Annotated in this window: 17 protein-coding genes, 1 tRNA gene and 2 pseudogenes; 8 read left to right on the forward strand and 12 right to left on the reverse strand. The window is 62.5% G+C overall.

Annotated elements, in window-relative coordinates:
- Positions 1–16: 16 nt before the first annotated feature.
- The 4 genes from ACOCLD_RS02515 to ACOCLD_RS02530 all read right to left on the reverse strand — a co-directional run bounded on the left by ACOCLD_RS02515 (position 17) and on the right by ACOCLD_RS02530 (position 4367).
- Positions 17–1453 carry an NAD(P)(+) transhydrogenase (Re/Si-specific) subunit beta gene (locus tag ACOCLD_RS02515; protein WP_422910727.1) on the reverse strand — a complete coding sequence of 479 codons (1437 nt, stop codon included), beginning with the start codon at positions 1451–1453 and terminating at the stop codon, positions 17–19.
- Positions 1453–1767: an NAD(P) transhydrogenase subunit alpha gene (locus tag ACOCLD_RS02520; protein ID WP_257776317.1), complete on the reverse strand. Its 315-nt coding sequence runs from the start codon at positions 1765–1767 to the stop codon at positions 1453–1455. Before ACOCLD_RS02520 ends, ACOCLD_RS02515 begins: the two co-directional genes overlap by 1 nt.
- Positions 1768–1781: 14 nt before the next feature.
- Positions 1782–2903 carry a Re/Si-specific NAD(P)(+) transhydrogenase subunit alpha gene (locus ACOCLD_RS02525; RefSeq protein WP_257776318.1) on the reverse strand — a complete coding sequence of 374 codons (1122 nt, stop codon included), beginning with the start codon at positions 2901–2903 and terminating at the stop codon, positions 1782–1784.
- 555 nt (positions 2904–3458) lie between these two features.
- Positions 3459–4367, reverse strand: a complete 909-nt coding sequence (locus tag ACOCLD_RS02530) for a LysR family transcriptional regulator (protein ID WP_422910728.1) — start codon at positions 4365–4367, stop codon at positions 3459–3461.
- A 183-nt stretch (positions 4368–4550) separates the two neighbouring features.
- Between ACOCLD_RS02530 and ACOCLD_RS02535 the strand changes: the two genes are divergently transcribed.
- Both ACOCLD_RS02535 and ACOCLD_RS02540 read left to right on the forward strand, forming a co-directional pair.
- The gene (locus ACOCLD_RS02535) at positions 4551–5729 is read left to right on the forward strand and encodes an acyl-CoA dehydrogenase (RefSeq protein WP_257776320.1); all 1179 of its coding nucleotides are present in this window, start codon (positions 4551–4553) and stop codon (positions 5727–5729) included.
- A 143-nt stretch (positions 5730–5872) separates the two neighbouring features.
- Entirely contained in the window at positions 5873–7096 is a 1224-nt protein-coding gene (locus ACOCLD_RS02540) for a CaiB/BaiF CoA transferase family protein (protein WP_422910729.1), read from the forward strand.
- Between the two features lie 6 nt (positions 7097–7102).
- Here ACOCLD_RS02540 and ACOCLD_RS02545 read toward each other — a convergent pair.
- The 3 genes and pseudogenes from ACOCLD_RS02545 to hmpA all read right to left on the reverse strand — a co-directional run bounded on the left by ACOCLD_RS02545 (position 7103) and on the right by hmpA (position 9663).
- Positions 7103–8218: pseudogene (locus tag ACOCLD_RS02545) on the reverse strand (NnrS family protein).
- Positions 8205–8459 (reverse strand): transmembrane sensor/regulator PpyR, encoded by a 255-nt coding sequence (locus ACOCLD_RS02550; RefSeq protein WP_311089972.1) that lies wholly within the window; start codon positions 8457–8459, stop codon positions 8205–8207. The pseudogene ACOCLD_RS02545 and the gene ACOCLD_RS02550 overlap by 14 nt, the downstream one beginning before the upstream one ends.
- Positions 8460–8481: 22 nt before the next feature.
- Complete coding sequence (gene hmpA, locus ACOCLD_RS02555; protein ID WP_422910730.1) at positions 8482–9663, reverse strand: NO-inducible flavohemoprotein; 1182 nt, start codon at positions 9661–9663, stop codon at positions 8482–8484.
- 174 nt (positions 9664–9837) lie between these two features.
- Between hmpA and norR the strand changes: the two genes are divergently transcribed.
- The 3 genes from norR to ACOCLD_RS02570 all read left to right on the forward strand — a co-directional run bounded on the left by norR (position 9838) and on the right by ACOCLD_RS02570 (position 13450).
- Positions 9838–11394: a nitric oxide reductase transcriptional regulator NorR gene (gene norR / locus ACOCLD_RS02560; RefSeq protein ID WP_422910731.1), complete on the forward strand. Its 1557-nt coding sequence runs from the start codon at positions 9838–9840 to the stop codon at positions 11392–11394.
- A gap of 154 nt (positions 11395–11548) precedes the next feature.
- Entirely contained in the window at positions 11549–12784 is a 1236-nt protein-coding gene (locus tag ACOCLD_RS02565) for an HD-GYP domain-containing protein (protein ID WP_422910732.1), read from the forward strand.
- A 132-nt stretch (positions 12785–12916) separates the two neighbouring features.
- Complete coding sequence (locus ACOCLD_RS02570) at positions 12917–13450, forward strand: DUF4410 domain-containing protein (protein ID WP_422910733.1); 534 nt, start codon at positions 12917–12919, stop codon at positions 13448–13450.
- Positions 13451–13590: 140 nt separating this feature from the next.
- Here the strand turns inward: ACOCLD_RS02570 and ACOCLD_RS02575 are convergent.
- Positions 13591–13667, reverse strand: a tRNA-Arg gene (locus ACOCLD_RS02575).
- Positions 13668–14003: 336 nt separating this feature from the next.
- Here ACOCLD_RS02575 and gabD point away from each other — a divergent pair.
- The 3 genes from gabD (at position 14004) to ACOCLD_RS02590 (ending at position 18369) form a co-directional block, all read left to right on the forward strand.
- The gene (gene gabD, locus ACOCLD_RS02580) at positions 14004–15452 is read left to right on the forward strand and encodes an NADP-dependent succinate-semialdehyde dehydrogenase (protein WP_233685695.1); all 1449 of its coding nucleotides are present in this window, start codon (positions 14004–14006) and stop codon (positions 15450–15452) included.
- Between the two features lie 168 nt (positions 15453–15620).
- Complete coding sequence (gene gabT / locus ACOCLD_RS02585; RefSeq protein WP_160086448.1) at positions 15621–16901, forward strand: 4-aminobutyrate--2-oxoglutarate transaminase; 1281 nt, start codon at positions 15621–15623, stop codon at positions 16899–16901.
- Positions 16902–17157: 256 nt separating this feature from the next.
- The gene (locus ACOCLD_RS02590; RefSeq protein WP_422910734.1) at positions 17158–18369 is read left to right on the forward strand and encodes an HDOD domain-containing protein; all 1212 of its coding nucleotides are present in this window, start codon (positions 17158–17160) and stop codon (positions 18367–18369) included.
- Positions 18370–18460: 91 nt separating this feature from the next.
- Here the strand turns inward: ACOCLD_RS02590 and ACOCLD_RS02595 are convergent, their stop codons facing one another.
- From ACOCLD_RS02595 to ACOCLD_RS02610, 4 genes and pseudogenes are all read right to left on the reverse strand, one after another.
- On the reverse strand, positions 18461–18847 hold the full coding sequence (locus ACOCLD_RS02595) for a CZB domain-containing protein (RefSeq protein WP_422911750.1): 387 nt from the start codon (positions 18845–18847) through the stop codon (positions 18461–18463).
- 6 nt (positions 18848–18853) lie between these two features.
- Positions 18854–19126: pseudogene (locus ACOCLD_RS02600) on the reverse strand (methyl-accepting chemotaxis protein); the annotation flags it as partial.
- 513 nt (positions 19127–19639) lie between these two features.
- The gene (locus ACOCLD_RS02605) at positions 19640–22531 is read right to left on the reverse strand and encodes an EAL domain-containing protein (RefSeq protein ID WP_422910735.1); all 2892 of its coding nucleotides are present in this window, start codon (positions 22529–22531) and stop codon (positions 19640–19642) included.
- Between the two features lie 84 nt (positions 22532–22615).
- Positions 22616–23050 carry a BLUF domain-containing protein gene (locus ACOCLD_RS02610; protein ID WP_233685702.1) on the reverse strand — a complete coding sequence of 145 codons (435 nt, stop codon included), beginning with the start codon at positions 23048–23050 and terminating at the stop codon, positions 22616–22618.
- Positions 23051–23077: the final 27 nt, after the last annotated feature.

Raw genomic sequence — 23077 nt, forward strand, 5'->3', positions numbered from 1 at the left:
AACGCAGCAGCGAGGGTTAGTCGACTGCTTTAACCATATCTTCGATGACTTTCTTGGCGTCGCCGAAGACCATCATGGTCTTGTCCATGTAGAACAGTTCGTTGTCCAGGCCGGCGTAACCGCTGGCCATCGAACGCTTGTTGACGATCACGGTTTTGGCCTTGTAGGCGTCCAGGATCGGCATGCCGGCGATCGGCGACTTCGGATCGGTCTTCGCCGCCGGGTTGACCACGTCGTTGGCGCCGAGCACCAGCACCACGTCGGCCTGGCCGAACTCGGAGTTGATGTCTTCCATCTCGAACACCTGCTCGTAAGGCACTTCAGCCTCGGCCAGCAGCACGTTCATGTGGCCAGGCATACGGCCGGCAACCGGGTGAATCGCGTACTTCACGGTCACGCCACGGTGGGTCAGCTTCTCGGCCAGCTCCATCAGCGCGTGCTGCGCACGGGCCACCGCCAGGCCGTAACCCGGAACGATGATCACAGTGTCGGCGTTGGTCAGCAGGAACGCGGCGTCGTCGCTCGAACCGGACCTCACCGGGCGCGCTTCCTGAGCACCGGCTGGGCCAGCTGCATCGGTATCGCCACCGAAGCCGCCAAGGATCACGTTGAAGAACGAACGGTTCATCGCTTTACACATGATGTATGAGAGGATCGCACCGCTCGAACCCACCAGCGAACCGGCGATGATCAGCATCGAGTTGTTCAGCGAGAAGCCGATACCGGCCGCCGCCCAGCCCGAGTAGCTGTTGAGCATCGACACCACCACGGGCATGTCCGCACCACCAATCGGGATGATGATCAGCACGCCGATGATGAACGCCAGCACGGTCAGCGCGGCAAAGGCACGCACGTCGCCAGTGATGCTGTAGTAGATGCCCAGACCCACGATGGCCAGACCAAATACCAGGTTCAGCATGTGCTGACCCTTGAACTGTACAGGTGCGCCCTGGAACAGGCGGAACTTGTACTTGCCCGACAGCTTGCCGAAGGCGATAACCGAACCGGAGAAGGTGATGGCACCGATAGCCGAGCCGAGGAACAGCTCAACGCGGTTGGCCACCGGAATGGCGTCGCCCAGTGCAGCCACGATGCCCAGCGATTGCGGCTCAACCACAGCAGCAATGGCAATGAACACGGCAGCCAGACCGATCATGCTGTGCATGAAGGCGACCAGTTCCGGCATCTTGGTCATTTCAACGCGCTTGGCCATGATCGAGCCGGCGGTGCCACCGACCAGCAGGCCGACGATGACGTAACCGATGCCCTGGGTAGCGAGTTCAGCGCCCAGCTTGTAGATCAGGCCAACGGTGGTGAGCACCGCAATGCCCATACCGATCATGCCGAACAGGTTGCCGCGACGCGAGGTAGTCGGGTGCGACAGGCCCTTGAGCGCCTGGATAAAGCAGACCGAGGCGACGAGGTAGAGAACAGTGATCAGATTCATGCTCATCAGTGCTTCTCCACCTGCGCCTTAGGCGCTTTCTTCTTGAACATTTCCAGCATGCGCCGGGTTACCAGGAAACCACCAAACACGTTAACCGCAGCCAGTGCCACAGCCAGGGTGCCCATGGCCTTGCCCAGCGGGGTCACGGTCAGCGCAGCCGCCAGCATGGCGCCGACGATAACGATCGCGGAAATCGCGTTGGTTACCGCCATCAGCGGGGTGTGCAGGGCCGGGGTGACGTTCCATACCACGTGGTAGCCCACATAGATGGCCAGCACGAAGATGATCAGGTTGTAGATGCCGTCAGAAATCATATCCATGAGCGGTGCTCCCCTTAGCCGTTAGTGCGCACGACGTTGCCATCGCGGCACATCAGGCACGCGGCGACGATGTCGTCTTCAAGGTTGAGGTGGAACTTGCCTTCGCCGTCGATGACCAGCTTGAGGAAGTCCAGCAGGTTGCGTGCGTACAGCGCCGAAGCATCCGCCGGCACCATGGCCGCCAGGTTGCTGTGGCCGACGATGGTCACGCCATGCTTGACCACCACCTGCTCGGCTTCGGTCAGCGGGCAGTTGCCGCCTTGCGCTGCAGCGAGGTCGATGATCACCGAACCGGGCTTCATTTCCGCCACAGTGGCTTCATGCAGCAGGGTCGGTGCCTTGCGGCCCGGGATCAGTGCAGTGGTGATGACGATGTCAGCCTGCTTGGCGCGTTCATGCACTGCCTTGGCCTGACGCTCCATCCACGACGCGGGCATCGGACGGGCATAACCACCCACGCCCTGGGCGCACTCACGCTCTTCATCGGTCTCGAACGGCACGTCGACGAACTTGGCGCCGAGCGACTCGATCTGCTCCTTCACCGCCGGACGCACGTCCGAAGCCTCGATCACCGCACCCAGACGCTTGGCCGTGGCGATGGCCTGCAGACCCGCCACACCGGCACCGAGAATCAGCACGCGGGCCGCTTTCACGGTACCGGCAGCGGTCATCAGCATCGGCATAAAGCGCGGATAGTGGTTGGCTGCCAGCATCACGGCTTTATAGCCGGCGATGTTGGCCTGCGAGCTCAGCACGTCCAGGCTCTGGGCGCGCGAGGTGCGTGGCGCAGCTTCCAGGGCAAAGGCGGTGATGCCGCGGGCATTCATGCGCGCGATGGTTTCATTGCTGAACGGGTTGAGCATGCCAACCAGCACCGCGCCGGTCTTCATGTGCGCCAGTTCGGCGTCGGTCGGCGCGACCACTTTCAGCACCAGATCGGCACCAAAGGCAGCAGCATCGTTACCGATAGCCGCGCCAACAGCTTCATAGGCGCTGTCCGGAATGCTCGCGCTCACGCCAGCACCGGTCTGTACAGTCACCTGATGGCCCTGGCCGATCAGCTTCTTGATGGTTTCGGGAGTTGCGGCAACGCGCGTCTCACCAGCATGGGTTTCGAGAGGAACACCGATGTGCACTTCAATTCTCCTGCGTGATCTTTTTAGTGAACCGGCGCACTGCGGGTGGCACGCGGGCAATGGGGAGGATCAGCACAATCCCACCGGCAAACAGTACTGTCACAGGCGGGGCGCGGCATTTTGCAGGCGAAGGCCATAGCCTTCAAGGCGTTATGAAGTAAAACCTTGCGATAACTACAAGTCACTGCATGACCTTGTAACCAGCAAAAACCCGTAAAGCCTTGCACTGCAAGGCTTATAGCCAGTCGACCGATACAAAGTGGGGTTTATACATTCTTGACGCAAATGCAGCGCCATCAGATCAACGGCGATACACCCGATAAATCGGTAGAGCCACTGTTCCAGAGGGCTACAGACGTTTTTGTGTGCAAAAAATGCAACACTTTGGGCGCGCTGTGGAGTGTACAAGTGTAGCCACCGAGATAGCTGACTACGGGGTCAACATTAGTCCGGCGCGCACTCTAGGCGGCCTTTCTCGCGAGGTAAAGGTTTTTCCGACCAATTGCCGCCGAAGCGTTGATGGCCTTTTTCGTCAACAACCTGGCAGAGCGTTGTCTATTTCAGGTCATGGGCCAGGGTATAGGCATGGGCCTCGCGTACCAGCCAGTCGCGCAGCAGCAACAACGCCGCCGATTCCAGCTTGCGCTCAGGGATCATCAGGTAATACGCCTTGTCGGTCGGCAGGCTCAGCGGCGCGGCAATCACCAGCCGCCCCTCATCCAGCTCGCGGCGGATCAGAAACGGCGGAATCAGCGCCACGCCCATCTCATGCATGGCTGCCTGGGCCAGCATGGAAAACAGCTCATAACGCGGCCCGGCCATATCCCGCGCAGTGTTCAGCCCCTGGGCATTGAACCACTGGCGCCAGGCGTAAGGCCGCGTGGTCTGCTGCAATAGCGGCAGGCTGGCGATCTGCTCGGCACTCAGCGCCGCCTGGCCGCCTAGCAACATAGGGCTGCACACTGGCATCGGGTTTTCGCCCATCAGCAGATGCGCCTGGGTACCGGACCAGTCGCCATCGCCGAAGTACACCGCCGCGTCGAACTCGGTGTCAGCGAATAGAAAGGGCCGGGTGCGGTTGGTCAGGTTGACCGTGATCTCCGGATGCAAACGCTGAAAGTCCTTCAACCTAGGCAGCAGCCACTGGGTGCCGAAGGTCGGCACCACCGCCAGTTCGATACTCATCGCGCCTTGCTGGCCCATCACTGCCAGGGTGTCGCGCTCCACCGCATCAAGCTGGCCGGCCACTCGCCGCGCGTAGGACTGTCCAGCTTCGGTGAGCAGCACCCCACGCCGCGAACGGCGGAACAGCTCGATATTAAGGAAGGCCTCCAGCGCGGCAATCTGCCGGCACACCGCGCCCTGGGTCAGGCTCAGTTCCTGCGCCGCCTTGGTAAAACTCTGGTGCCGAGCGGCGGACTCGAACGCGATAAGGGCGGCAGTGCTGGGAATCTTGCGGCGCATCTGTGCGTCACTCTCACTTTATTCGGTAAAAAATGCCGAATAAGCCTATCTCGAAGTGAGCAATACGCACAATTGCGTGCACATTACTCGTTTGCCTGCCTGCCACAAGCCGCCTAGGATCAATCCCACGCTTCGCGGGTGTTTATCCCCGCACCTTTACTGTCCTGATTCGAGGTTTTCCGCATGGCCAAGGCAAGCTTTAACTGGATCGACCCGCTGCTGCTCGACCAGCAACTGACCGAAGAAGAACGCATGGTGCGTGACAGCGCCCAGCAGTTCGCCGCCGACAAGCTGGCCCCGCGCGTGCTGGAAGCCTTCCGCCATGAGCAGACTGACCCGAAAATCTTCCGCGAGATGGGCGACACCGGCCTGCTCGGCGCCACCATTCCCGCCGAATACGGCGGCAGTGGCCTGAACTACGTGTGTTACGGCCTGATCGCCCGCGAAGTCGAGCGCATCGATTCCGGCTACCGCTCGATGATGAGCGTGCAGTCCTCCTTGGTGATGGTGCCGATCTATGAATTCGGCAACGAAGCGACCAAACAGAAGTACCTGCCCAAACTGGCCAGCGGCGAATATATCGGCTGCTTCGGCCTCACCGAGCCAGATCACGGCTCCGACCCTGGCTCGATGATCACCCGCGCGAAGAAGGTCGACGGCGGCTACCGCCTGACCGGCGCGAAGATGTGGATCACCAACAGCCCGATCGCCGATGTGTTTGTGGTCTGGGCCAAGGACGATGCCGGCGAAATCCGCGGCTTTGTGCTGGAAAAAGGCTGGCAGGGCCTGAGCACCCCGGCGATTCACGGCAAGGTTGGCCTGCGCGCGTCGATCACCGGTGAAATCGTTATGGACAACGTGTTCTGCCCTGAAGAAAACGCCTTCCCCGATGTGCGCGGCCTAAAAGGCCCGTTCACCTGCCTCAACTCCGCCCGCTACGGCATCAGCTGGGGCGCGCTGGGTGCCGCCGAGTTCTGCTGGCACACCGCGCGCCAGTACACCCTCGACCGCAAACAGTTCGGCCGCCCGCTGGCGCAAACCCAGCTGATCCAGAAGAAACTCGCCGACATGCAGACCGAGATCACCATGGCCCTGCAAGGCTGTCTGCGCCTGGGCCGGATGAAAGACGAAGGCACCGCCGCAGTGGAAATCACCTCGATGATGAAGCGCAACAGCTGCGGCAAGGCCCTGGACATCGCCCGTATGGCCCGCGACATGCTCGGCGGTAACGGCATCAGTGACGAGTACGGCGTGGCCCGCCACCTGGTCAATCTGGAAGTGGTCAATACCTATGAAGGCACCCACGACGTCCACGCGCTGATCCTCGGCCGCGCGCAGACCGGCTTGCAGGCGTTCTTCTAAGGCCTGCCCTACGCCGCACGCTTTCTCCTCTCGCCCCTTTCTTTCATTGATAGGGGGGAGAGGGCAGCGGTTGGCAGCGATTCTGCTCTCTCTCCCTACCCCTATCCCGCAAGCGGGAAAGGGAACTTGTTCGTGAGGTTCTTATGCCCGGCGCCCTATCGCATATCCGCGTACTCGATTTATCCCGCGTACTCGCCGGGCCCTGGGCCGGGCAAATTCTTGGCGACCTCGGGGCCGAGGTGATCAAGGTGGAGCGCCCCGGCAGCGGCGACGACACCCGCCACTGGGGCCCGCCCTATGTGAAAGATGCAGACGGCAACGACTCGCGCGAAGCGGCGTATTTCCAGAGCGCCAACCGCAACAAGCAATCCGTGACCCTGGATTTCACCCAGCCCGAAGGTCAGCGCCTGGTGCGCGAGCTGGTGCAGAACTGCGACGTGCTGCTGGAGAACTTCAAGGTCGGCGGCCTGGCGGCCTACGGCCTCGATTACGCATCCCTCAAGGCGCTCAACCCGCGCCTGATCTACTGCTCGATCACCGGCTTCGGGCAAAACGGACCCTACGCCAAGCGCGCCGGTTATGACTTTATGATCCAGGGCCTCGGCGGGCTGATGAGCCTGACCGGCAAGCCCGACGGCGAGGAGGGTGCCGGCCCGGTGAAAGTTGGCGTCGCCCTCACCGATATTCTCACCGGCCTGTACGCCACGGTCGGCGTGCTCGCAGCACTCAACCAACGCGAACAATCCGGCCTCGGTCAGCACATCGATGTGGCGCTGCTCGACGTGCAGGTCGCCTGCCTGGCCAACCAGGCAATGAATTATCTGAACACCGGCGTCTCACCCAAACGCCTGGGCAACGCCCACCCGAATATCGTGCCCTACCAGGATTTCCCCTCGGCTGACGGCAACTTCATCATTGCCGTGGGTAACGATGGGCAGTTCCGCAAACTTTGCGAGGTTGCCGGCCTTACGGCTTTGGCCGACGACCCGCGTTTTTCTTCAAACAAAGCACGCGTCGCCCATCGCGCCGAGCTGATTCCGCTGCTGCGCCAGGCCACGGTGTTCAAAACCACCGCCGAATGGGTGACGCTGCTGGAAGCCGCCGGCGTACCGTGCGGGCCGATCAATGACCTGGCCCAGGTATTTGCCGACCCGCAAGTGCAAGCACGCGGCCTACGCCTTGACCTGCCCAACAGCCTGGGCAGCACGACCCCGCAGGTGGCCAGTCCGCTGCGCCTCTCGGAAACCCCAGTGCAATACCGCAACGCACCGCCGCTGCTCGGCGAACACACCGAGCAGGTGCTCACTCGCCACCTGGGGCTAAACGCTGAGCAGATCACCGCGCTGCGTGAGGCGGGCGTGCTGTAGAACGCACTAACCCGGCTGCCCATCCACCCGCGCGGTGCAGAACATCACCGCGTAGTGGCGCACAAACAGGGCAAAGGCCACGATCCACAGCAAGCTCGATAGCCCCAGCCCTGCAGCCGAGGCGAACGGCACCAGCAGCACCCGCGCCATAGCCGCCAAGTGCACAGCAGCAAACGCCCAGCCCATCACCGCAGGTGGCTGCAATGGCCGGCCGGTATGACCGAGACTGACCCGCGCGAGCATCGCCAGAATCACCCCGCCGACCCCACCCAACGCCAGGGCGTGATAGGCCAGGCTGGCGTTGGGCAGCCAGCCGATATGCCAGGCCGCCAGAGCCAGTAACGCCAGCGGTAGCCAGACATAGGCCAGGTGCAATGACCACAGTAGCGGTACGCGTCAGATTCCGCCGTTGTACCAGTGCCACAGACGCAAACCGTGTAGTGCTGCCAGGGCCAGCAACAGCGGCAACATCCATATCGACGGTTGAATGGCCAGGCCACAGGCAAACAGCAGCGCCAGGCTGAGCGACAGTACAAGCACCAGCAGATCCAGACGCGGTCTTGGACTAGCAGGCGCAAGCTGGTTGAGGCCGCGCTGGGTAAAGAACGGTATCACCCGCCCGCCGATAATGCTTACCAGCGCCGCGATCAACCACAAACCGGCCAAGGCCCCGCGCCGCTGCAAGGCGTCATCACCCAACGCCAGGCCATACAACAGCAACCACTCACAGCCGGCCATCAACAACAGCACAACCACCAGCGGGTAGTTGCGCCACTGGCGTACCGCCCATAGCTGCCGGCCCAGCAGCAACGCTAGCAGTGGCAGAAAGGGCAGTTGCAGCGCCAGCAAGAGTGGCGAAGGCGCGCCGAGCAACCAGCCCAGCCGCGCCAATAACCAGAGCGCGAATAACGCCGCCAGTGGCCAGCCACTCAGCCCCGGCCGCCCCGTCCAGTTCTGCACGGCTGTGAGCAGAAAGCCGGCGATGATCGCCACGGCAAAACCGAACGGCAACTCATGCCGGTGCCAGACCAAACTCCCGCCCACCGGCTGCCAACCCGGCAGATAGCCCAGCCGCCACAGTGGTGCAATGGCCAGCTCCTGCTGGCGATCACGCAATTGCACAGCAAGGCTCCTGTTGTTTACGTAGATGCTGCTGCGCGGCCAGGCGCAGCACATAACCGAGCTTGAGCAGGCCAGGGCCGATGATGGTCAACGAATGCGCCGTGACCAGGCTGCCCATGCTCAACTGCGCCTCCAGGCCGTAAGCACCGAGCAATCCGCTGAGCAACAGCAGCACGCCGGCCAGCAACATGCGGTTCGCCAGTTGCAGCACCCGCAAAGGGCAGGATAGATAAGCCAACATAATCACCTCCTAGGCCGCGTTATTAACTTTCCAGCGCGCTGGCCGGACCAAAGAACTCGTAATGGCTCTGCGCCGCCGGTACGCCGAGGCTGTGCAGATGCCGTTTGATCTGCGCCATAAACGGCTTGGGGCCGAGGAAGTAGGCATCCAGATCGCGCTGCTCGGGCAACCATTGATCCAACTGCTCCAAACTGAGAAAGCCTTCGGCATCGCCCGCATCACCCTCACGCGGCTCGCTGTAGCACACGTAATGGCGCAGCTGCGGACGCTCGGCGCGCTGCGCTTCCACCCAGTCACGGAAGGCATGCACCCCGGCATGCCGGGCGCAGTGGATAAAGTGGATATCGCGGCCCGTGTCGCGCGCCGCTTCCAGCATGCTCAGTGCCGGGGTGATGCCAACGCCGGCGGTGATCAGCACCAGCGGCTTGACCGACTCACGCAGAACAAAATCCCCGGCCGGCGCGAACAGCTCCAGGCTGTCGCCGACCTGCAGCTGGTCATGCAGGTAATTGGAGACCTTGCCGCCCACCTCACGTTTGACGCTGATGCGGTACTCGCGGCCATTGCTCAGGGCCGACAGCGAGTAGTTGCGCCGCTGTTCGCCGCCGTCCAGCAGCAGGCGCAGGCCGATGTACTGACCCGGCTGGAAGGCCGCCAGCGCACCGCCGTCTGCCGGCACCAGGTACAGCGAGACGATCTCCTCGCTCTCCTGCACCTTGCGGCTCAGGCGGAAACTGCGCGCGCCGCGCCAACCACCCTCGGCATTGGCGTTGGCGCTGTAGGCCGCCTCTTCAGCACCGATGAGGATGTTCGCCAGTTGCCCATACGCCACGGCCCAGGCTTCGATCACCGCATCGGTGGCGATCTCCTCACCGAGCACTTCACGAATCGCCCGCAGCAGGCAACGACCAACAATCGGGTAATGCTCGGGCAGGATCTGCAGCGACACATGCTTGTTAACGATCTGTCCTACTAGAGGCCCCAACGCCTCCAGCCGGTCGATATGCCGGGCATACATCAGCACCGCATTGGCCAGCGCACGCTGCTGCCCGCCGCTGGCCTGGTGCGCCTGGTTGAACAGCGCGCGCACCTCGGGGTACTCGCTGAGCATCATCTGGTAGAAGTGCCGGGTCAAAGCCTCACCGCCACTTTCCAGCAGGGGCACGGTGGCTTTGATCAGGGCGTTTTGGGCAGGGGTCAACATAGGGCTTCCTCGTCAGGGCGACACGCTGCACTTGCGCAGCGCTTCGGTTCATATCACCCTGACTACTACAGGAAGCGTGCCAATTATTTTTAATATATAAATCATAGACTTATAAATACTTGTGTCTTTATGACAGCAAGCATTACGAGTCTTAATGACAACTAGCGTGTCCTTATGACAGCAAATCCACTGCTTACCGCCCTGATTCCCCTAGTCGCCGACCTGTCCCGCGAGCTGCCGGAAGCCGAGCGCTATCGCCGCCTGCTGCAGGCGCTGCGGCAGCTACTGCCATGCGATGCCGTAGCGCTGCTCAAGCTCGATGGCGATGTGCTGATTCCGCTGGCCGTGGAGGGCCTGAGCGCCGATACCCTCGGCCGGCGCTTCAAGCTCGACGAACACCCGCGCCTGCAGGCGCTATTGGCGCAACGTGGACCAACCCGCTTTGCCACTGACTGCGAGATGCCCGACCCTTATGACGGCCTGGTCGACGGCCATCGCGGTCACCTGCCCGTGCACGACTGTCTCGGCTGTCCGCTGTATGTGCAGGACCAGCCCTGGGGCCTGCTGACCCTCGACTCGCTGGATCCGGCGAGCTTCGGCCGGGTCGATCTGGACAACCTGCAAGCCTTCGCCAGCCTGGCCGCCGCCACCGTGATGGCCAGCGAGCGGATCAACGCGCTGCTGCAACGCGCCGAGGATCAGCACCAACTGGCCGAAGCCTACAAACAGGCCGCCGGCCAGCAACGCCCACGTGAACTGATCGGCCAGAGCGCCGTGCACAAACGCCTGGCAGCGGAGATCGCGCTGGTCGGCAACAGCGAGCTGAGCGTGCTGATCAGCGGGGAAACCGGGGTCGGCAAGGAGTTGGTCGCCGAAGCCCTGCACGCCGCCTCACCGCGCGCGGCCAAACCACTGATCAGCCTCAACTGCGCGGCGCTACCCGACAATCTGGTGGAAAGCGAACTGTTCGGCCACGTGCGCGGGGCCTTTACCGGCGCGCACAACGAGCGGCGCGGCAAGTTCGAGCTGGCCGATGGCGGCAGCCTGTTTCTCGATGAAATCGGTGAGCTGCCGCTGGCCGCGCAAGCCAAGCTGCTGCGCGTGCTGCAAAGTGGCCAGCTGCAACGGGTGGGTGCCGACCAGGAACAGCGGGTCAACGTGCGCGTGCTGGCCGCCAGCAACCGCGACCTGGCCGAAGAAGTGCGCGCCGGGCGCTTTCGCGCCGACCTCTATCACCGCCTCAGCGTCTATCCCCTGAAAGTCCCGGCCCTGCGCGAACGCGGCCGCGATGTGTTGCTGCTGGCCGGCTACTTCCTCGAAGAAAACCGCGCCCGCCTGGGCCTGCGTAGCCTACGCCTGACCGCCGACGCCCAAGCCAGTCTGCTGACCTACAACTGGCCGGGCAACGTGCGCGAACTCGAACACCTGATCGGCCGCGCTGCGCTCAAGGCCTTGGCCGATTGCAGCGAACGCCCACGCATCCTCAGCATCGACAGTCCCCATCTGGATTTGCCGAGCAGCCAGCCCACAGCAGCACCTGCGACTCAACGCACAGCAGAGCCACACCCTCCAATGCCGCTGCGTGAAGCCGTCGACGCCTACCAGAAACAACTGATCCGCCAGACCCTCGAGCGCCACCAACACAAATGGGCCGCATCCGCCCGCGAGCTGGGTATCGACCGCGCCAATCTGATCCGCCTGGCCAAGCGTCTGGGCCTGGAAAATGGCTGAGCAAACGGGCGCATAAACGCCGGCCGTTGCTAAGCTTTGAGCAGGCTCATCCCGAGCCTGTTGATCCCGGCCATAGGCAAATGCAATTTGTCGCAGCCCTCACCGGGAGCAGCTAATAGCCACTCAATTTTCCTGCTCCCTGCGGAGAGCACTTATGGCTGCTGATTCACACACAGACCGCATCAAAGTCGAGACAGCGCAGCTGACCATCGGCATGTATGTGGTAGAGCTGGATCGGCCATGGACGGACACATCCTTTCTCTTTCAAGGCTTTCGCATACGTCAGCAGCAGGAAATCCGTCTACTGCAGGAAGCCTGCAGCTATGTCTGGGTCGATGCCCACCGCTCAATCGGCATGCTCAATCAACTGGCTGAGAACCTGGCGCAACCTGACAACCTGCAGCCGGTGATTGCCAAGGTCGAATTCAACCTGGAAATGCAGCACGCCGCGCCCACCTGGCATGCGGCACGCGAGGAGTCGCTGCGTATTCTGCAAGCCGTAAAAATGGGGCAGGAACTGGATGTTGGTGCCGTCAAGGCGGTGATCAAAGACTGCGTCGACAGCATCCTGCGCAACCCGGCAGCCATGCTCTGGCTGGCGCGCATCAAGAACAGTGATGATTACACCGCCGAGCACTCGCTGCGGGTCTCCATCCTATCGATTGCCCTGGGTAAGGAACTCGGCCTGCCGGCTTATCAACTGGAGCAGATCGGCGTCTGCGGCATGCTCCACGATGTCGGCAAGATCAAGGTGCCCAGCGAGATCCTCAACAAGCCCGGCGCGCTGACCCCCGATGAACTGCGCATCATGCAGAGCCATGCGGCCGAAGGGCGCAAGCTGTTGATGAGCAATCAGCAGATCACCCCCGCCACCGTTGACGTGGCCTACTCGCACCACGAACGCCTGGATGGCAAGGGCTACCCGCGCGGCCTGGATGCCAGCAAGATCCCATACTTCGCGAAAATCATCGCCGTGGCCGACAGCTATGACGCGATCAACAGTGATCGCATTTACAGCAAGGGCAAATCCAGCCTGGAGTCGCTGCGCATCCTGTTTGATGCCGCCAACAGCCATTTCGATGAAGAAATCGTCGGGTGTTTCATTCGCCTGATCGGCATCTATCCACCGGGTGAAATTGTCGAACTGAACACCGGTGAAGTCGGCATCATTATTGGCTGCGCACCGGCGAGCAAACTCAAACCCAGGGTGCTACGGGTGCTGGATGCAGAGAAGCAGCCGTGCAAGGAAAGCATCATCGACCTGACCCAGGCCGTGCGGGATGCAGCAGGAAAGCCCTATCGCATTCACGAGGTGCATAGCAGCGGGGCGTTTGGCATCGATATTGACGCCTATCGGCGCAAAGGCCTGATGATTCCTGATGGCCTCTGAGGTGTTCACTCCCTGAGCGCACATCTCAGAACGCCGCCCAGCCCGCTCAGCCGGCACTTCGCCGGCGGCGACTCGACAGTTGAGTCCGCTTGCTCTAGCGTCGCAACTCCGACCCGACTATCACGGCCTGCCATGCGTCCGATCCTGTCCGCTGTATTCGCCTTGTTGCTGCCGATCACCGCCACCGCCATCGAACCCCAGAAAACCCTCTTCCTGAGCCCTTTCGCGGTGGAGAACCCAAGCGACAGCCAGCAGCGTGAACGCGCGGCGCAGCTGGACGATGCCTTGCAGCAGGCCCTGCTGGCGCGCCAGGTTAAGGTGCAACCGCTCAATGACCAGGCCGCTTTGCCGGAAAGCGGCTGGCTGGTTCAGGGGCAGGTGGCGAGCCAGGCCGGCCGGCGCCTGGTGCGTACAGCCGTTGGTTTTGGCGCAGGCGCCAGTGCGGTCGAGGCGCAGGTGTGGATCAGTGACCTGGCAGCGGGAGAGGTGCAGCAACTGTCCGCCCAGGACCGCTCCGGGCGCCTGCCTGGGGCGCTGCTCACCCGCAACCCTCAGCTCGCGGCAGCCAAATTCCTGCTGGAGCGCCGGGCGCTGAATCGCAACATCGATGAAGTGGCCGGAGAACTGGCGGATGACATCAAGCGCTCACTGGCCGGCGCACCCTAAGCGCTACGGCCCGACCGCTTTGCTGGCTGGCGACCAGTCAACAACGCTGTCGCGCAGGCTCAATAGATTCAGCCTGAACAGACTGAGCAACAGGCACAAAAAAGCCCCGGATTTTCATCCGGGGCTTTTTGCTTTGAAGATGGCGCACCAGGCGGGATTCGAACCCACGACCCCTGCCTTCGGAGGGCAGTACTCTATCCAGCTGAGCTACTGGTGCAGCGCGGGCGCAATCATACGCATCTCACTGGCGGGCGTCCATGCCGCTGCCTTGTTCGCGATTCTGCACGCAACACTCACTGCAGCGGTCTATGCCTATAAGGGCCTTGAATAAACGCATCATTGCGTTAATTTTTTCGAACATGCTCTTGCCCTTTACCCCTCTTGACCCTAGGATTCGTTTGAGATTTCAAACGCTCTTGCTGAAAATCCTATGCGGCTTGCACTTCCCCGCCGATTGACAGCCTGAGCCAACGGATAAAGCCCAGGTGTGCCGCCGTGCGGTGCATTCTATGACACGTACCGATGCCAGGGTGTCGGAATTTAGGAGACTGCCATGCAACTGAAAGACACCCAGCTGTTCCGTCAGCAGGCTTATATCGACGGTACCTGGCTGGACGCCGACAACGGCCAGACCATCAAGGTCAACAACCCGGCCACCGGCGAGATCATTGGCAGCGTGCCGAAGATGGGCGCTGCGGAAACCCGCCGCGCCATTGAGGCCGCCGACCGTGCGCTGCCGGCCTGGCGTGCACTGACCGCCAAGGAGCGTGCGGGCAAGCTGCGCCGCTGGTTCGAACTACTGATGGAGAACCAGGACGACCTCGGCCGCCTGATGACCCTGGAACAGGGCAAGCCGCTGGCCGAAGCCAAGGGCGAGATCGCCTATGCAGCGTCCTTTATCGAGTGGTTCGCCGAAGAAGCCAAGCGCGTGTATGGCGATGTGATCCCAGGCCACCAGCCGGACAAGCGCCTGATCGTCATTAAACAGCCAATCGGCGTCACTGCCGCCATTACCCCGTGGAACTTCCCGGCGGCGATGATCACCCGTAAAGCCGGCCCAGCCCTGGCCGCCGGTTGCACCATGGTGATCAAGCCGGCCTCGCAGACGCCGTTCTCCGCCCTGGCCCTGGTCGAACTGGCGCACCGCGCCGGCATCCCGAAAGGCGTATTGAGCGTGGTCACCGGCAGTGCCGGCGAAGTCGGCGGCGAACTGACCAGCAACCCGATCGTGCGCAAGCTGAGCTTCACCGGCTCGACCGAAATTGGTCGCCAGTTGATGGCCGAATGCGCCAAGGACATCAAGAAGGTCTCGCTGGAACTGGGCGGCAACGCGCCGTTTATCGTGTTCGACGATGCCGACCTGGATAAGGCCGTCGAAGGCGCGCTGATCTCCAAATACCGCAACAACGGCCAGACCTGCGTCTGCGCCAACCGCCTGTACATTCAGGACGGCGTGTACGACGCCTTCGCCGAGAAGCTGGCCGCCGCCGTGGCCAAGCTGCAGATCGGTAATGGCCTGGATGAAGGCACCACCACTGGCCCGCTGATCGACGAAAAGGCCATGGCCAAGGTTCAGGAACACATCGAGGACGCCGTCAGCAAAGGCGCACGTCTGCTCGCCGGCGGCAAGCCGCACGCCCTGGGTGGCAGCTTCTTCGAGCCGACCATTCTGGTCGACGTGCCGAAAACTGCTGCGGTGGCCAAGGAAGAAACCTTCGGCCCGCTGGCGCCGCTGTTCCGCTTCAAGGACGAGGCCGAAGTGATCGCCATGTCCAACGACACCGAGTTCGGCCTGGCCTCGTATTTCTATGCCCGTGACCTGGGTCGCGTGTTCCGTGTGGCGGAAGCCCTGGAATACGGTATGGTCGGCGTCAACACCGGGTTGATCTCCAATGAAGTCGCGCCGTTCGGCGGCGTGAAAGCCTCGGGCCTCGGCCGCGAAGGCTCGAAGTACGGCATTGAGGATTACCTGGAAATCAAATACCTCTGCCTGGGCATCTAACCCGGCGAAGTAGCCCCGCAGAGGCGCACGAGAGCGCTGCGCCTTCTGCGTTTATATGGACATAGCTGTGCCCGGGCGTACTGTGACAGTCGATCATCGAATACTGCCAAGCCGCACCGGTGACACATCCTTGAACCACGCCGAGATTGACCGGCGAATGAGGACATCATGAGCAAGACCAACGAATCCCTGATGCAACGCCGCACCGCTGCCGTTCCGCGCGGCGTGGGCCAGATCCACCCGATTTTTGCCGAGCGCGCGGAAAACGCCAGCGTGTGGGACGTCGAAGGCCGCGAGTACATCGACTTCGCCGGCGGCATCGCCGTGCTGAACACCGGCCACCTGCACCCGAAAGTGGTTGCGGCGGTGCAAGAGCAGCTGACCAAGCTGTCGCACACCTGCTTCCAGGTGCTGGCCTATGAACCCTACGTCGAGCTGTGCGAAGAAATCGCCAAGCGCGTACCGGGCAACTTTGCCAAGAAGACCCTGCTGGTCACCTCCGGCTCCGAAGCCGTGGAAAACGCCGTGAAGATTGCCCGCGCCGCCACTGGCCGTGCCGGCGTGATTGCCTTCACCGGGGCCTATCACGGCCGCACCATGATGACCCTGAGCCTGACCGGCAAGGTTGTACCGTACTCTGCCGGCATGGGCCTGATGCCGGCCGGCGTGTACCGCGCGCAGTCGCCGTGCGAACTGCATGGCGTGAGCGAGGACGAGTCCATCGCCAGCATCGAGCGCATTTTCAAGAACGATGCGCAGCCGCAAGACATCGCCGCGATCATCATCGAGCCGGTGCAGGGTGAAGGCGGTTTCTACACCAACTCTCCGGCCTTTATGCAGCGCCTGCGTGCCCTGTGCGACGAGCACGGCATCCTGCTGATCGCTGACGAAGTGCAAACCGGCGCAGGCCGTACCGGTACCTTCTTCGCCACCGAACAACTGGGTGTGGTGCCGGACCTGACCACTTTCGCCAAATCCGTTGGCGGCGGCTTCCCGATCTCCGGCGTGTGCGGCAAAGCCGAGATCATGGACGTGATCGCACCTGGCGGCCTGGGCGGCACCTATGCCGGTAGTCCGATTGCCTGCGCAGCAGCCCTGGCCGTACTCAAGGTGTTCGACGAAGAAAAACTGCTGGAGCGCTCGCAGGCACTGGGCGAGAAGGTCAAGGCTGGGCTGCGCGCGATCCAGGCCAAGCACAAGGTGATTGGCGACGTACGCGGCCTGGGCTCGATGATTGCCATCGAACTGTTCGAGACCGACGAGAAGCGCACGCCGGCAGCTGCCCTGGTCGGCAAGATCGTCGCCCGCGCCCGCGAGAAAGGCCTGATCCTGCTGTCGTGCGGCACCTACTACAACGTGATCCGCTTCCTGATGCCCGTCACCATCCCTGACGCGCAACTGGAAAAAGGCCTCGCCATCGTCGCCGAGTGCTTCGACGAACTGGCCTGATAGACCGCTGCAATAAAAAAACCCGCTTCGGCGGGTTTTTTTATTGCACGCCATCTTGCCCAAAGCCCCTTGCAAAGGCTCTTTGTAGGACAAACAAGCCGCTCTAGTACGGCTCATTCAGCTATGATGCAAAACCTGACGAAGTGATCAACAGTTCGTCGGCCTGCGCTGGTTATTCACGGGTTGCTGGGTAGACTGCGCGCCGTCATCACGATGACGCCATTATTTTGCCATTACGCTTTTTCCTGAGGTTTCCATGACTGCCCCGGCCAAGGCTCCGGAGATTCTGATCGCCGAAGCAGACCCCTGGACTGCTGACCTGCTCGTGCAACTGGTACGCGATGTGCGGCCGGATGCGCGCATTCTGCAGGTCACCGACGGCGAAGCCGCATTGGCCAAATGCAAGCGCCGCCTGCCCAGCCTGGTGATCGCCGATGGCGACCTGCCCGCCGTGGATGGTCTGGAACTGCTGCGCCAGCTGCGCCGCCACCCGCGCACGCCGGCCCTGCCGTTTATCCTGATCAGCGGCCGCCTGGACGCCAACAGCGTGCGCGCCGCGCGGCCGTTGGCACCCAGCGCCTACCTGGCCAAACCCTTCAATGCCGAACAACTGCGTCAGCGTCTGCTCGGCATCCTCGGCAATCCGTCTGTTTCGACCCCGGACGCCAACGCACCGCTGCTGGTCGACAGCCTGGAGGATTACCTCGACGCCGTGCGTGAAGAGGGTCAGGGCGCGCCGCTGCTGGAGTCAGTCAGGGATTCGGTCAGCCAGTGCCTGAACGGTGACGACACCGATCTGCGTGAACTGGAACAGGTGTTTGCCCGTGACCCGCAGATCACCGCCCGCCTGATTGCCGCCGCCAACAGCGCCGCGCAGCACCAAGGCGCGCCCTGCCAGACCCTGAGTCAGGCACTGCCGCGCCTGGGCATGGCGCGTACGCTGAACCTGGTACTGGGCATGGCCGTGCAGCGTAATGCACGGCTCAGCGACCCGCGCCTGGCCGAGCTGGCCAGCAGCGCCTGGGACAACGCCCAACGCAGCGCCGAGCTGGCGCACTGGCTGGCCAGTGAGCTGCAGCTGGATGCTGAGCTGTGCTTCACCGCCGGCCTGCTGCACAACATTGGTGAACTGGCCCTGCTGCGCAGCCTGCAGGATTGGCAGGACGCCGGCGGCACCCTGCGCGATGAAGACATCCACAACAGCTTCCGACAACGCGCCGCCGGCTTCGGCTCGGCGCTGCGCATCCGTTGGCGCCTGCCGTTTGGCCTGCGTGAGCTGATCGCGGCGTTCTACAACCTTGGCAGCGGCGTGTTTAGCCGCGAGGCGCTGGTGCTCAATCTGGTCTGCCAGGCTCTGCGCCTGCGCAGCAACCAGTCGCCGAAAGAGCTGCGTGATGAGCGCTGTGTGCGCATGCTGCGCCTCGACCTCAACCTGCTGGAGCGCATGCCACTGGCTCCCCCAGCCTGAGCGCAACTAACCTTGCGCTGTAGCAACAGAAGTGGACTTACCTCAGGGCCAGCAGCGCTGCGATACACAAGCGCTCAGTGACGTTCGCGAATCAGCTATCAGCCAACTCCGAAATCAGCGAGTTGACCTCCATGCTGGCCTTTTCCATATCGCTGACTGCACGCAGCACCTTGCTCCACTCTTTCGCCTGGGCGGCGTGCAGGGCTTCGTGAGCGCTGTCATGAACCACCCGATGCGGCTGCTCCAACTGCTGGAAGCTGCGCTGCTTGCCATAGCGCGCGGTGGTGTCGCTGCTCTGGTACCACTGCCCCAGGCGGCAGCTGGTGTGACTGCTCAGCTGAGTGTTGCCGTCATGCAGGAACAGGCGCTGGTAGACCGTGAGCTTGAACAGCAGGTGATCGAGCTTGACCGCCTCACAGAACGAGCCGAGGGCGATGCCTTCGATCAGCTGGCTCATGTGCTCACCCAGCACCACCATCTCATCCAGGGTTTGCGCCGAGCGTGATACATCGCCGGACAAGCGCGTGGCCTCGCTGGACAGGCTGCCAATGGAGCGGCTGGCACTGTCGGTTTCCTGGTTGATGCTGCCGACCAGGGTGCTGATTTCCTGGGTGGCCTGACTGGTGCGCTGCGCCAGCGCCCGCACTTCGTCAGCCACCACGGCAAAGCCTCGGCCCTGTTCGCCGGCTCGCGCGGCTTCGATGGCTGCGTTCAAGGCCAGCAGGTTGGTCTGATCGGAAATCGCCTTGATCAGTTCGACGATCCGGCTGATCTCACCCACCCGCTGTTGCAGCAAGTCGACACTCTGCACGCTGCTGACGCCTTGCACCGCCATGCTGCTGAGCGAGTCCGCAAAGCCGCCGAGCAACGTCGAGGTCTGCTGGAAAATCCCGCTGTGCTGCTCGAGGTTGGCAACTTCACGACTCAACTTTTCGGCCTGGGCCACCACACCATCACGGGTCTGCGACAGGGAGTCCTCAAAGCGGCTCAGCTTGCCGTGCAACTCATGCTGATAACGGCTCACCCCATTGAGCTCGTTACGCTCCTGCTGATTTTGCTGATGCAGGCTGCGCAGTTCATCCAGCTCGCGCTGCAGGGCCGCCTTTTCCTGGCCCAGACGGCTGACATCCTGCTCCAGTACCTCACAACGCAAACGCCACTTACGATCGAACATGGTGCACAGAACTCCAAGAAAGACGGCAGGAGACAGCATCCGGCACAGCCGGCATCCGAGTATATTTCGGCGGCAGAGAACAAAGGTTGAGGTGTATCAACGCCGCTCGAGCACCAGCTGCATCTGCACATCGCCCTGTGGGCTGTCGCTGAGCTGGGTCAGCGGTTGTGGGTGGCCGATGCAATAGCCCTGGGCATAGTCGAGGCCCAGTTTGCGTACGCACTCAAGCGTCTGCGGGCTTTCGACAAACTCGGCCACGGTGCTCAGGCCCAGCTGGCTGGCGATCTGCTGCATCGAGCCGACCATGGCCTGGTTGATCGGGTCACTTTCAATACCGCGGATAAAACTGCCGTCGATCTTGACGATATCCAGCGGCAGATGGCGCAGGTAGGCGTAGGAGGCAAAACCGCTACCGAAGTCGTCCAGCGCCACCTTCAGGCCCAGGCTGCGCAGCTGCTTGATCCACTGCGCAGACACCCCCAGCTCGCCCAGCGCCACCATCTCGGTCACTTCGATGCACAGTTTGTGCGCTGGCAGGTTGTGCCGCAGCAGTTCGCCGTGGAGCATTTCATGGAAGTGCGCATTGAGCAGCGAGCTGGCGGTGAGGTTGAAGTTGACCTGGGCCAGTTGCTGCACATGCCGTGGGTTGTCCGCCAGCCATTGCAGCAGGCGCATCACCACCCAGCGGTCGATGGCGCCGAGAAAACCATAGCGCTCCGCCGCTCCGAGGAACTGCCCAGGGCTGATCCACTCACCGCTGTGCGGGTCGTGGTAACGCAGCAGCACCTCGTAACGCAGGCCGTCATCGCTACTCTGCAAGGCCATGACCGGCTGATAGAACAGCTCGAAATGGCCAAGGTCGATGGCCTCGCGCAGACGGGTGATCCATTGCAACTGACGCTGATGCTCGAGCAGCACACCGTCGTCCGGGTTGAACTGCTGCACGCGGTTGCGCCCCAGATGCTTGGCCAGCTGACTGGCGCTGTCGGCCCAGTTCAGCGCGGTTTCCCAGTCGCTGACGCCGCTGCCGAGTTCCAGCAGGCCGATACTGACCTGCACACGAAACGGTCGACCCTGCCAGCTGAAGACGAATTGCTCGACGCAATGGCGCAGGGTTTCCGCGTGCTCCATCGCCACGTCGGTGTTGATCTCACGCAGCAGCACGGCGAATTCATCACCGCCGATACGTGCCAGCTCGGCATGCCGGGGCAGGTGGTGACGCAGGTGGCTGGACAGCTGACGCAGCAGCTGGTCGCCCGCCGAGTGACCGCAAAGGTCGTTGACCTGCTTGAACTGATCCAGGTCCAGGCTCAGCAAGTGACTGAAACGCCGCGTGCCTTCGCCCTTGAGGCTCTCACGCAGCAGGCGCTCCAGCTCGCGGCGATTGAGCAGTCCAGTCAGCGAGTCATGCGCGGCCAGGTATTGCAGGCGTTCCTCCAGGGCACGGCGCTCGCTGAGGTCGACCACAATGCCTTCGATGCAGTCCTGGGTCGGACGCAGGTGCAGTGACAGATAAACCCAGTGGCTCTGCCCATCGAGGCCCTGCATCTGGCATTCCTGGCTGATCGCTGGTTGTTCGTTGTGCAGCTGCGCCACCTGCGCCGCCCATTGCTCGGCCCCGAGCAACTGCTGCATGGACAGTTCCGGAGCGGCCTGGCCGAGGCCGAGCAGGGCAGCAAAACTCGGGTTGGCCTCAATCAGCGTGCCACTGCGGGTGCAGCGGAAAATCCCCTCGCCACTGCTGCTGAACAGCGCCTGGTACTGTTCCAGATTGCCCAGTGCCTGGGCCTTGCTCTGCAGCAGGGCACGGCGGATCTGCTCCAGCTGTTTGTCGAGGATGCCGCCAAACAGCAGCATGCTCAGCACCGGCAGGTAGGCGTGCATGTAATTGAAGCCCGGCGGCAGTGGAATCACCCCGCTGCGCCCCAGCGGCACCAGCAGCATCAGCAGCAGCGCTGAGCTCCAGCACAGCAGGTAACCGATGGCATACGGCCGGCGTTGGCGCACGCCGAGGATCAGCAGCAACAGCTGGAACGCTCCGGTGAGCAGGATCAGCACGTTCAGCGTCTGGTAGGAGCGGTAGTGGCCATAGCTGACGATGGTCCAGCCACACACCAACAAGGTGGCGGCAAACAATGCATTGCGCAGGTGACGCACGCGGCCCAGCTCAAGCTTCAGGGCGCTGGCCAGAAACAGGCTGCTGAAGATCAGCATGCCGGGGTTGGCCAGGTTGGCCAGTTGGGCCGACAGCCAGTTCCACTGCAGGCCCAGCAAGCTGGTGATGCCGTGCAGGCTGGCGTTGTACAGCGCCACGCTGGCCACGGTCAGGCAGAACCACACCAGCTGCGACTCACGCAGGGTGCTGAATTTGACCAGGAAGAACAGCGTCAGGCTGAGCAGCGCACCCAACAGCAGGCCGCTGCGCATCCAGTGTTCGGCCAATAGCAGCGGGCTCTGCTCGGCACCCACCAGCTGCATCGGCACGCTGATCGCCGAGCCACTCTGCACCCGCAGTAATAACGTGTGCGGGCCCTGACCCAGACGCGGCAGGCTGAGCATGAAATGCGGCGTCGGTTCGCCGCGTTGCAGGAAGGGTCGGTGATCGCCGCTGTAGAAGGGCGCTATGAGGTTTTCCCGGTCATACAGCCAGACCTCGATGTCGTCGAGAAAAGGCCGGTCGATAATCAGATCCAGGCGTTCGGCTACCGGCGCATCGAGGCGGAAGGCCACCCACCAGGCACTGGCCGAATAGCCTATGCGCGGCACCCCACGCACCAGTTGGCCCTGCTGCTCGATCAGCTGCTGTACTTCGCCGGCCGTCAGGTTGCCGCTGGGGTCTTCCAGTACCAGGCTGGCCGGCACGTCGACCGGCTGAACCAGCTGTTCGGCCTGCAGCGTCATCATCGGCAGCGCCGCATGCACAACGCCGCTGCCCAGCACCAGGCTGAGCAGCACGAGCAAGATGGGAAGGTTGAACCGACGAAGCATCCTGGCGCCTCAATAAACTGCGAGGTGCGCCAAGGCTCAGGGTGAACACAGCTCGCCGGCCTGGCGAGTTGACGCTCGGGAATTCTAGCTGAGAACTGGCGATTTGATTGCGCTGACGGTCTCACTCAGCTCCAGCAGCAGACCGGTAATCTGCTCGGCGCTCATGCTGAATGGATCAAAACGGTCGCTGGCCGAATATTTCAGGAACAACTCGCGATTGGCTTGTTTGGCCCCGGCCCAGCCCATGCTCCAGTTGCTGTAGCGGCGCATGCTGATCTCGGCGTAGTCAAGAATGGTCAGATCCTTGTGCCGGCTGTCATCCGCCAGGCGGTTGTACAAGGCATTCACCTCGGCACGCGGCCCCTCCAGCGCCTGCAAAAAAATATCCGCGTTGCAGCAGAGGATGCCGGTGAGGCCCTTGGCAGGGTTGTTGCGCTGCGAGCTGTCGAGAATCTCGCGGATCAGCTCGGCAGACACGCTGTGGCTGGCACGGCTGGCATAGGTAAGGCGCACAAGCATGGTCAGCTCCTGTGATCGGATTAATAA

The sequence above is a fragment of the Pseudomonas cimarronensis genome, from assembly GCF_049331905.1.
Taxonomy (GTDB): Bacteria; Pseudomonadota; Gammaproteobacteria; order Pseudomonadales; family Pseudomonadaceae; genus Aquipseudomonas.